Annotated in this window: 9 protein-coding genes; 5 read left to right on the top strand and 4 right to left on the bottom strand. The window is 57.6% G+C overall.

What is annotated here, in order from left to right; translation table 11 throughout:
• Positions 1–107 precede the first annotated feature (107 nt).
• From AACS24_RS06930 to asd, 5 genes are all read left to right on the top strand, one after another.
• On the top strand, positions 108–1,502 hold the full coding sequence (locus AACS24_RS06930; protein ID WP_108572839.1) for a hypothetical protein: 1,395 nt from the start codon (positions 108–110) through the stop codon (positions 1,500–1,502).
• Between the two features lie 793 nt (positions 1,503–2,295).
• Positions 2,296–2,460 (top strand): DUF2256 domain-containing protein, encoded by a 165-nt coding sequence (locus AACS24_RS06925; RefSeq protein WP_108572835.1) that lies wholly within the window; start codon positions 2,296–2,298, stop codon positions 2,458–2,460.
• Positions 2,460–3,980: a cryptochrome/photolyase family protein gene (locus tag AACS24_RS06920; RefSeq protein WP_108572833.1), complete on the top strand. Its 1,521-nt coding sequence runs from the start codon at positions 2,460–2,462 to the stop codon at positions 3,978–3,980. Before AACS24_RS06925 ends, AACS24_RS06920 begins: the two co-directional genes overlap by 1 nt.
• A 194-nt stretch (positions 3,981–4,174) precedes the next feature.
• The gene (locus AACS24_RS06915) at positions 4,175–5,470 is read left to right on the top strand and encodes a D-amino acid dehydrogenase (RefSeq protein ID WP_258223127.1); all 1,296 of its coding nucleotides are present in this window, start codon (positions 4,175–4,177) and stop codon (positions 5,468–5,470) included.
• A gap of 306 nt (positions 5,471–5,776) precedes the next feature.
• Positions 5,777–6,889 carry an aspartate-semialdehyde dehydrogenase gene (asd, locus tag AACS24_RS06910; protein WP_108572829.1) on the top strand — a complete coding sequence of 371 codons (1,113 nt, stop codon included), beginning with the start codon at positions 5,777–5,779 and terminating at the stop codon, positions 6,887–6,889.
• 100 nt (positions 6,890–6,989) lie between these two features.
• Here asd and fdhD read toward each other — a convergent pair whose 3' ends face one another.
• The 4 genes from fdhD to AACS24_RS06890 all read right to left on the bottom strand — a co-directional run.
• Positions 6,990–7,832 (bottom strand): formate dehydrogenase accessory sulfurtransferase FdhD, encoded by an 843-nt coding sequence (gene fdhD / locus AACS24_RS06905; protein WP_108572827.1) that lies wholly within the window; start codon positions 7,830–7,832, stop codon positions 6,990–6,992.
• The gene (locus AACS24_RS06900; RefSeq protein WP_108572825.1) at positions 7,829–9,946 is read right to left on the bottom strand and encodes a sigma 54-interacting transcriptional regulator; all 2,118 of its coding nucleotides are present in this window, start codon (positions 9,944–9,946) and stop codon (positions 7,829–7,831) included. The genes fdhD and AACS24_RS06900 overlap by 4 nt, the downstream gene beginning before the upstream one ends.
• Before the next feature lie 419 nt (positions 9,947–10,365).
• The gene (locus AACS24_RS06895) at positions 10,366–10,665 is read right to left on the bottom strand and encodes a hypothetical protein (RefSeq protein WP_225628382.1); all 300 of its coding nucleotides are present in this window, start codon (positions 10,663–10,665) and stop codon (positions 10,366–10,368) included.
• A gap of 196 nt (positions 10,666–10,861) precedes the next feature.
• Positions 10,862–11,235: molybdopterin dinucleotide binding domain-containing protein (locus AACS24_RS06890; RefSeq protein WP_308810159.1), on the bottom strand; the 374-nt coding region annotated here is incomplete at its 5' end.

Genomic DNA, 11,235 nt, shown 5'->3' with positions numbered 1-11,235 from the left:
CCCGCCGATATTGACCAACCCATCCCCTAGCGCAGTAATAAAGGCCCCTTTGTTAGGGCATGACGGAATGGTACATTTGGTTCCTAGATCATCAAAGGAACAGCATTATGTACGGAGCCAAAGATAATGATTTGAGGGACATCAGCACTCTCACTAAGGACGAGTTTAAGTGCATCCTGAGCCCAATGTGCGGATCATCGGAGGATGGGAAAAGGGTAAAAGTACGCTTTGAAAGTGACGTGTTTGCATGTTGCAAGGTAATTGATTCAAAGCTGGTAGTACAAGGATCGGACAAATTCAGACGCACCGTGGAGCAAGCATATGCGAGTGCTAAGCCGACAATGTGGTTCGGTAGTGCTGAAAAAGAAAGACCTAAGCCTGAGTATGTGCCAGTACTCAAGGAGACGACACAGAAGCCACTTGAGGAAGTTTTTGATGTAGGATTTTTCTGGAATGATGCTGCCAGAAGTAAGGATGCTGTGTATGAACATTTGTATGGTTCGGCCAAGAGCACTGTATTCAATTTCCAACATCGAAGCATGTTCGACCAAAATAACAAGCACCTTAATGATGTAGTTCGTGCAGGTGAAATAGTTATTGTGGTTCAACATGCTCCGAAGACATTGGCTGAAAAGGACCGTTTACTCCTGCTTAAAACACAGGCAGAAAAAGCTAGCAAAGCATTGAAGGATATTGATGTACAGGAAGCACAAACATTGTTCAACCATTTCGATGTATTTGATTTTAATGCTTCACAAGTATCACAGACATCGAGCGCAGCATTTGGGGCAGCGAGTACAGTTATTGGTACGAGGATGGAACAGCTCACAAAAACATTGAAGCGAATCAATGATCATTATGTGCAGCATATGGAAGCATCTCAGGGTTCGATGAAGAATCTCGGAGCTGAGTTTTATGTTGGGCGGATGAAGCTGTTTCAAGAGCTGGATAATAGTCTCGAGAAGTTCACAATCAAAACTGTCAAAATACCTGTGTACGATAAGCTCAAGAACACATTGGGTTTAAGTACAAAAAGTGCTTTACACAATTGGCGTGAAGTGAGCTCAAGAGGCATGATCCCTGCCCTGGGTGATCGTATCGAACACCTCTCAACATACGTTAAGGGTGCAAAGAACCTTGGTTATGTGGGTCTAGCTATTGATAGCACTATAGGGGCGAAGAACACATATCAGGCATGTACTGTTGGCTCCGATGAGCAATGTGCAGTCACAGGAGCGAAGGAAGTAGGGACAGTACTGGGATCATGGTTTGGTGGTTCAGTATCAACAGTGCTTGGGTCAAACGTAGCGGTAGCGGTCGGATCCGGTATTTTGATAGGATTCGGTGTTGTTGCGAGTGCTCCAGTTGTAGCTGTGCTCGCAATCGGCGGAGGTGTTGTTGGGGGCTATTTTGGCGGTTCAGCAATTGGCGAAGCAACGGGGACAGTTGCTGAGAAAACTGCTCATGAAATAATCAGAATGGTTAAAGGAAATGACCAATGATTGCAGTTTATGGATTCGTGGGATTTTTGGTTCTGTGCGTGTTGAACCTATTTTTTATGGTTCTCGTACACAACAGTAAAAAGTACGAGAAAATGGTAAATGCATTTAGAAGCAAAGAATCCATAGGTCAAAGCATTTTCGATTTTGCAATTGTGAACATGTATATTCATGGTTTTTACAGCATCAAGTCATTTGTTGGTAGTGGCTCAGACAAGTTGGACCGTACATTAAGCCACCCCATTCACTGGATATACAAGTACACTGCATTTTGTTTCATCCTGTACACTGTTGTGTTTTTGTACGTTGGTGTGACGTACTTCAACATGTAAAACAAAGCCCCGTAAAGGGGCTATATTTTTGTATCGAACAACTCAGTGCTAATTTGCACATCATCCTCAATTCTTTGAACATGTACCACACAACGCATAGTGCATAAGTGCCAATCAGCGGTGAGGAAAGTCGAAGGTGAGAATGGGATCCCGGTTATACCAGTGGGCGAGCAGGCAAGCTGCCCGGGGTGTAGCTGTCATGATTGGCATCACTCCCCTCCATATCGGTTGTAGACAGTCGGTGGCCAATAAGATCCATTGATGGATGCTGCCAACGGGCAGCCTCGCCACGTTAACGACTGGTTTATTTGTAAACAATGGGTGCACCGACAGGCTGTGCGCCCGCTCACAAAGTGCGCATCTGTGCGGCAAACCGGCAGTGAGGTTGATCCGCCCGCTCCCCCGGTTCGTTATTCTCCCTACCCACACGCCACATCCCCCATCAGCCAAGGCCGGAAGCCATCATGCATCGCAAACCCAATCTCCCCGAGAAAATCTGCCCCGTCTGCCAGCGCCTCTTCAGCTGGCGGCGCAAGTGGGCACGCAGCTGGGAGGCAGTGCGCTACTGCAGCGAGCGCTGTCGCCACGCTCGTCACCACAGCAGTCAACATAATGGGGAGCAAGTCTGATGGAGCTGCGTCTTGTTCTTGGCGATCAGCTGAACGCCGGTCACAGCTGGTTTCGCACACCAGATCCGGCAATCTGCTATCTGATGGCGGAGCTGCGCCAAGAGACCGATTACTGCCGCCACCATCGTCAGAAGGTGCTGGCCTTCTTTGCCGCCATGCGCGCCTTTGCAGCGGCCCTCACCCAAGCGGGCCACCGCGTCTGTTACCTGACCCTTGATGAGAGCGCCCGCTGGCCCGATTTGCCCGGCTTACTGGAGGCTCAGCTCGAAGCACATAAGGCCGACAGCTTTGCCTGGCAGAGCCCGGACGAGTGGCGCCTCGCCAGCCAGTTGAAAAGCTGGGCGGCTGGCCTTGCCATCCCTGCTACCGAGGTAGATAGCGAACATTTTCTCAATCCCCGTGATGGCTGGCAGCGCTATCCCCACAGCCGGATGGAGTTCTTCTACCGCGCCCTGCGCAAGCAATACAGGGTGCTGCTCGATGAGCGCGGCCAACCTCTTGGCGGGCGCTGGAATTTTGATGACGAGAACCGCGCCAAACTGCCGGCTAGCCAGCCAATCCCGGCGCCTCTCACCTTTGCCAACGAGGTAAACGAGATTGATGCCATGCTGACCCGCCACGGAGTCAGCACCATCGGCGAGGCGGATGCCAGCAGACTGCCGTGGCCCATCAGCCGACGCCAGAGCCGCGAGCTGCTGGCATATTTCCTGACGCACTGCCTGCCCCACTTTGGCCGCTATCAGGATACCATGAGCGAGCGGGGCTGGAGCCTGTTTCACAGCCGCCTGTCGTTTTCCCTCAACAGCAAGATGCTTCATCCGCTTGAGGTGATCCGCGCAGCCGAAGCCCACTGGCAGGCCAATCAGGCCTCCATCACCCTGGCGCAGGTGGAGGGCTTTATTCGCCAGATCCTCGGCTGGCGCGAGTTTGTCCGCGCCCTCTACTGGGAGAAGATGCCCGGCTACCAGCAGACCAATTTTCTCGGGGCCAACCGGCCGCTGCCCGGCTTTTTCTGGGGCGGCGAAACAGACATGGCATGCGTGCGCCACGCCATAAACCAATCCCTTGAGCACGGTTACGCCCACCATATCCAGCGGCTGATGGTGACCGGCAACTTTGCCCTGCTGGCGGGGATCGATCCGGACGAGGTGGATCGGTGGTATCTCGGTATCTATGTGGATGCCATCGAATGGGTGGAGCTGCCCAACACCCGCGGCATGAGCCAGTTTGCCGATGGCGGCCTGATGGGCAGCAAGCCCTACGCCAGCAGCGGCGCCTATCTCGAGCGAATGGGCCACTACTGCAAGGGGTGCCACTATCAGGTGAAAGCCCGCAGCGGCGACGGTAGTTGCCCCTTCAACAGCCTCTACTGGCACTTTTTGTGGCGCAATCGGGACAAACTTGGCAGTAATCCCCGCCTCGCCCTCCCCTATGCCAACTGGGATGGCCAAGCCGCAGCGCAGCAGCAGGCCATTCTGGCGACGGCGGAGCAGTACCTGATCCAGCTGGAGCAGTTGTAAGCGGGCCATGTCCCCTGGCACATTCACACTGACAACAGCGCAGCGATTTACGCTGGCAATCAGGCTCACCATCGCACCAAACACCAGCTTGTGACAGGCAAGCAGACGGAGATCCCAATCCTGCGCAGAGCGGTTGAATATCCTGTGGCGGCTGATTATGGTGGTGGCCACATCAAGGTTTCCATCAACCAAACATCAGAAAAACGAGTCTAAGGAAAGACGATATGGAGATAGTGGTTCTCGGTGGCGGCGTGATTGGGGTAACCAGCGCCTGGTATCTGGCCAAAGCGGGTCACAAGGTGACCCTGCTGGAGCGACAAGGGGGCGTCGCCCTTGAAACCAGCCATGCCAACGCCGGGCAGATATCCCCGGGCTATGCGGCCCCCTGGGCGGCCCCCGGCATTCCCCTCAAGGCCGCCAAGTGGATGCTGCAAAAGCATGCCCCCTTCACCGTGCGCCCCACTGCCGACCCTTTCCAGCTGCGCTGGATGCTCAGAATGCTCGCCAACTGTACTCCGACCGCCTATGCCACCAACAAGGGGCGCATGGTGCGTCTGGCCGAATACAGTCGCGACTGTATGAAGCTGCTGCGCGACGAGTTGAGCATCGATTACGAAGGGCGCCAGCTTGGTACCCTGCAACTGTTTCGCAGCCAGTCCCAGCTCGATGCCAGTCAACGCGATATCGAGGTGCTGGAGGAGTATGGCGTCCCTTACCAGTCGCTGGATGCCAGCGGCTGCGAAGCGGCAGAGCCTGCGCTGGCGCGGGTGCGTGGCAAAATCGTCGGCGGCTTGCGTCTGCCCGGCGACGAGACCGGCGACTGCTTCCGCTTCACCAAGGCCCTTGCCCTTGAAACCGAGAAGCTCGGGGTCAAGTTCGTCTTCAACTGCGACATCGACGAGATAGAGCAAGCCCGGGGCCGTGCCGTGGCGGTGCGCACCAGTGAACATCGCTACCGGGCTGATGCCATTGTCTGCGCGCTGGGCAGCTATAGCACCGGTTTCCTGCGCCCGCTGCTGCGCCCGCTCGGGCTGGAGCTGCCGGTCTATCCGGTCAAGGGCTACTCCCTCACCCTGCCGATGATCAACGCCGAGGCCGCGCCGCGCAGCACCGTGCTCGACGAGACCTACAAGGTGGCCATCACCCGCTTTGACGAGCGGATCCGGGTCGGCGGCATGGCGGAGCTGTCGGGCTACAATCTTGCCCTCAACCCGAGGCGTCACGACACTCTGGCGATGGTGGTGGGGGATCTCTTTCCCGAAGGGGGCGATATCAGTCAGGCCGAGTTCTGGACCGGCCTGCGACCCATGACACCGGACGGCACCCCGCTGGTAGGGCCCAGCCCCATTCCCGGTCTCTGGCTCAATACCGGCCACGGCACGCTGGGCTGGACCATGGCGGCCGGTTCAGGTCAGCTGTTGTGCGATCTTATCAGCGGCAGCGAACCCGCCATCAGCGATGAGGGGTTGACCCTGGCCCGTTACGGCTAAGCGCCCACGCTGTCGGGCTGTTTCCCCCCTTTTATTGACAGGCCACCGCTATAAGCGGTGGCCTTTTCATCGTTACTGGGCCCCGTTTTGTCCCTCGCTCCGCCGTTGCCGCTTATTGCAGCGAATGGCACAGAATATTGCGCAATTCGACTTGCGCAAGCCGCCACAATCCGTAATGTGGATAGACGCATTTTTCGCAGCGCATATTTTTTAAATGGCTTGTAAAGACCTTGTAAATGGCCTTCGCCAGCAGGGACGCAGGCGTGCAACACCCCTTTCATTAGCAGCAATCCAGGGTAGGACATTATGAAAAAAGTAGGTTTAGTCGGTTGGCGTGGCATGGTGGGATCGGTTCTGATGAGCCGGATGCAGGAAGAGCAGGATTTCGCCCATATTCAACCCACCTTCTTCACCACCTCCCAGGCCGGTGAGGCCGCCCCCAACTTCGGCGTCGATGCCGGTACTCTGCAAGACGCCTTCGATATCGAGGCGCTGGCCAGGCAGGATATCATCATCACCGCGCAAGGCGGCGACTACACCAAGGATGTCTATCCGCGCCTGAAAGCCGCCGGCTGGCAGGGTTACTGGATTGACGCCGCCTCCGCTCTGCGGATGGAGAAGGACGCCGTCATCATTCTGGATCCGGTCAACGGCGACGTCATCGAGCATGCCCTGAACAACGGCATCAAGACCTTCGTCGGCGGCAACTGCACCGTCAGCCTGATGCTGCTGGCCCTCGGCGGCCTGTTCAAGGCCGATCTGGTGGAGTGGGTCAGCGTGGCCACCTATCAGGCCGCCTCCGGTGGCGGTGCCCGCCATATGCGCGAGCTGGTGACCCAGATGGGGATGCTGCGTGACGAAGTGGCGGTCGAGCTGGCCGATCCTGCCTCCGCCATCCTCGACATCGAGCGCAAGATCACCGAGAAGACCCGCTCCGGCACCCTGCCGGTGGACAACTTCGGCGTGCCGCTGGCCGGTGGCCTCATCCCCTGGATCGACACCAAGCTCGACAACGGCCAGAGCCGCGAAGAGTGGAAAGGTCAGGCCGAGACCAACAAGATTTTGGGTATCGAAAACGCCGTCATTCCGGTGGATGGTCTCTGTGTGCGGATCGGCGCCCTGCGCTGCCACAGTCAGGCGTTCACCATCAAGCTGAAAAAGGATGTGCCGCTGGCGGAAGTAGAAGCCCTGCTGGCTGCCCACAACGACTGGGTGAAAGTGATCCCCAACGATCGCGACATCACCGCCCGCGAGCTGACCCCGGCCGCCGTCACCGGCACCCTCAGCATTCCGGTGGGCCGTCTGCGCAAGCTCAATATGGGCCCGGAGTATCTGGCTGCCTTTACCGTGGGTGACCAGCTGCTGTGGGGCGCCGCCGAGCCGCTGCGCCGCATGCTGCGTATCCTGCTGGCGCGCTAATCCGCCACAGAAGCAGATGCAAAAAGGGCAGGGAGTCACACTCCCCGCCCTTTTTATTGGCTGTTTTTATAAGCCCTTTAGCAGGCTGTCACTCTTGTTGTCACTTAAGCAGGATACGCTGGCAGCCGCTGTAGATCTCGGCCCGCCCGGGGCGGCAAAAGCCCACCAGGGTGAGCCCGGTCTGCTCGGCCCGCTCGACCGCGAGCTCTGTGGCAGCCGAGATGGCGAGCAAGATCTCGACCCCGGCGCTGGCGCACTTTTGCACCATCTCGAAACTGGCGCGGCTGGTCACCAGAATGGCACCGTCACGGCGGCCAGTGCGGCACAGATGGCCTACCAGCTTGTCCAGCGCAATATGGCGTCCCACATCCTCGCGAATGGCGAGAATATTGCCCTCACCATCCAGATGCACTGCCGCATGGGTGGCGCCGGTACGCTGACCCAGCAGCTGGAGCGGGCGCAGCGCGCTCAGCACCTTGTCGATATGCCCTACCGCCAGACGCTGACTGTCGGGCAAGCTTGCTTGGGTGCGGATCACCTGCTCCAGACTCTCGCTGCCGCAGATGCCGCAACCGGTGCGCCCCGCCATGGTGCGCCGCTTCTCTTTGAGGCGATGGACGCAGCGGTTGGCCAGAGTGATATGCAGCTCAATCCCCTGACAGCCGTCAATCTGCTCGATGTCGTGGATATCGAGCAGGCTGTCGATGATCCCCTCGGATAGCGAAAAACCGATAGCGAAATCCTCCAGATCGGAGGCCGAGCACATCATCACGCTGTGGGCGATACCGTTATAGACCAGCGCCACCGGCGTTTCGGAGGGGAGCTCCATCTCGCTGTCGCAGGTCAAGGTATCGGCGCGGTAGTGCACCACCTCGCGATGGATAGCGCAGCGGGATAATTCGCTAAGCTCGCCCCGCACCTCAAGCTCTATGGCCTCTCTCATGGTACGACCCCGTCAATGATCTCGGGATCCCGGGCCGAGATGCCGAGCCGCTTCATTTTGGAGAGCAAGGTAGTGCGCTTCATGCCGAGGCGGTTGGCCGCTCCCCGCTCGCCGGCCACGATGCCGTTGCAGTCGCGCAGGGCGGCGATGATCGCCTCGCGCTCATCCTCCGGCCCCTCGGCAAAGAGCGGCGTGGCGGGCTCGTCGTAAACCAGCGTCTCAATCTTGTGGTAGCCCTTGAGCGGCATCAGCTCCTCCGGCGAGAGGTTGAGCACATGACCGCGGGTCATCACCACGGCGCGCTCGATGACGTTCTCCAGTTCGCGGATATTGCCGTACCACGGCAGCGACACCAGCATCTTCATGGCATCGGCGGGGATGGCGGTGATGGTGCGGCGCATCCGCTTGGCGATCTTCTTGATAAAGAAATTGACCAGCAGCGGAATATCCTCGCGCCGCTCGCGCAGGGGCGGCAGCTCGATTGGAAAGACGTTGAGCCGGTAGTAGAGGTCACTGCGAAAGCGCTTGTTCTTGACCATGGAGAGCAGATCGCAGTTGGTAGCTGCCACCAGCCGTACATCCACCGCGATGGGGTTGCTGTTGCCGACCCGCTCCAGCTCGTGCTCCTGCAATACCCGCAACAGTTTGGGCTGCAAATCCAGCGGCATATCCCCCACTTCGTCGAGGAACAGGGTCCCCTTGTGGGCCCGCTCGAAGCGGCCGATGCGCTGGGTCAGGGCGCCGGTAAAGGCCCCCTTCTCATGGCCAAACAGATCGCTCTCGATAAGGCCGGTCGGGATGGCGGCGCAGTTCACCTTCACCATCTCGTGATCGTGGCGGGCACTCAGGGCGTGAATGGCCTGGGCGATCAGCTCCTTGCCGGTGCCGGTCTCGCCGAGGATCAGCACGGTGCTGTCGCTCTCGGCCACCAGCCGCACCTTCTCCAGCACGTTCGCCATCACTGCGCTCTGGTAGATGATGTGGGGGAACTCCCCCTGCATCTGCGGCTCGTTGATGCGAATGGTCTTCTCTTTTGCGCCGTTGGTGTTGGAGATCTCCTGCTGCGCCTGCACGTTGTTCATGGCAATGGCCGTGCGCGCCGCCACCTGCTCCAGCAGGGAGATGTCGATATCGGCGAAGAAGTTGGCCTCTGGGTGAGAGAGGATCAGTACCCCCAGCAGATTGCCCTGATAGCGCAGCGGCAAAATACAGGAGCTGTCGGCATCGGGGGGCAGGATCTGGGAGGTAAAGCGGCAGCTCGACTGGCAGCCGTGGCCCTGCTCGCGGTAAACGAAGAAGGGCTCGCTGTGGCGCAGCGCCCCCTGCAGGCAGTTCTTCTCAAAACACGAATGATCGATGATCCCCGGCTGCTCGCTCTGCTGCTGGTTGACCAGATAGCTCTTGAAGCTGTCCGAGGTGGCGTTGTACTCGGCCAGACAGAGGCTGCTGATGCCAAAGTGGTGGTGCAGGATGGCAAACAGGCTCTTGGGCAGCTCGGCGATGCGCACCAGCTTGATCACCGCATTGGTCACATCCACCAGAATTTTGCAGCTGTCGCGCTCAAGGCGCAGGGAGTTGGCCTGCTCCAGAGTGCGCTCCTTGTCCTGCACGTTCTCCAGCGCAATGGCGATGATGGCGGCCAGCTGGGTCAGCTTGGCCAACGTCTCCATGGTGAAGCTGTCGAGGCGGGTATTGATGAACTCGACCCCGCCCAGATGGCTGCGGGCGGTGGTGATGGGGAGCTGGCAGTAGGAGCGCAGCCCCTCATAAATCCCTTCGGCATCAAGGGGGGCACAGCGGTTGGCAAAACGGGCGGCAGGCAGGATGATCGCCTGCTCGGTGCCATCAGTGGGAGCGTGCAGGTCTGCCTTGCGGCAGACAAGGTGCTTTGGGCCGCTCTCTCCCATATAACAGAAAGTGGCCTCCTCGCCGGAGCCCCGGTTGAGGATCAGGTTGACCCGGGTTACGCCGCCAAAGCCGGCATCTATCTTGTTGAGTTTGTGGATAAAGTCATCGAGCGTCACGGCCGACAGGAGGGATTTGGAGAGCAGGAGGAAACCGTCGTCCCAGATGGGAGAGATCTCGTCCAGGGGGATGGCACTCACAGTAAGCATTGCGGCCTCACGTTATATCAATTTCAGTCACCAGTCAGGCTGTCCATGCCATCGCATCGCGACACAAGCGTTTCACCAGAATTAATAGCCGCAGCGCACTATCCACGCTGCCAAAAGGAAGGCGGTGACGACACTTGTCGCATGTTGCAATTCCACCGTTGTTATTAACGAACGATAACAAAAAATAACATTGTCATCGGGTGATTATTATTGGAATGGCGACTCATCATAGATGAGCTCAAATTTCATTACAATCCGATTTAATATATCTGGTTGCCATATTCAGGCAATAATTACATCGCGGATTGAATAATGGATTGGTGGCCGCACAAGGGGCCATTGTCAACTGTCAGATCTCGCTGTTGCCTCCCCTTTGCTATGCAATAAAGGCATCATTCGAAACACGAGCCGGTGGCCACTCACGAGGTGACAAGGCGGGTGTGGCAGCACTTCAAACCGCCCAGAATAAAGAGCGCGGAGAAGCCCTGAAAGGCGAGCAGCAGCCAGCTGGCGTTGTCGGCAAGCTCAACCGAGACGCACTGGTGAGTGAGGTAGACCAGCAGGGTGATCACCCCCAGCAGCAGACAGTTGATCAAGGTGGTGGAGATAAACCCGATCAGCCAGGCACTGGAAATACTCAAGGCGGAAAATACGCTGCCCATGGCGAGCCGCGCTGCCATAAAACAGCCGAAAAAACCGAAGCCGAGCAGAAATATCATCTCGTCGCGCCAAATATAGCAACCTATTCCCAGCAATATCGCCGCCAGATAGGTGCCAATATAGAAAATTCCGAATAAGCGACCAATTTCATGTTGCATCATTTATCCCCTGTTTTTGGGTAATAAAAGGGTGCCCGACTCGATAAATCCGAGTCGGGTTCCCTTATTTGTGCAGAACGTCCTTTTTTAGGGCGGGTCAGCCTTTGGCTGCGCTGCGCAATTTCGCCTTGAGCGCGCTGTATTCAGTCTGGACGTACACTTCCGCCTCAGGCTGATTGTCGATGCGCTCGATCTTCACCGCGCAGTACTTGTACTCCGGCGTGTGGGAGACGGGATCGACGTGCTCGATGGTGAGCTCGTTACAGGCCCCGATCCACCACTGGTAGGTCATGTAGACCACCCCGGCGTTGACCCGGTCGTTGTAGTTGGCCCGGGTGATCACCTTGCCACGGCGCGACGAGATCCAGACCAGCGCCTGATCCTTCACCCCAAGCTTTTTGGCATCGCTCGGGTGGATCTGCACATAGCCCGGCTCATCGGCCAGGGTTTGCAGCGCCGAGCAGTTGCCGG

Source organism: Aeromonas sp. HMWF016 (genome assembly GCF_963878195.1).
GTDB classification, from domain to species: domain Bacteria; phylum Pseudomonadota; class Gammaproteobacteria; order Enterobacterales; family Aeromonadaceae; genus Aeromonas; species Aeromonas lacus.
The sequence above is the reverse complement of the archived record's forward strand: the minus strand, read 5'-3'. Positions and strand labels throughout refer to the sequence as shown.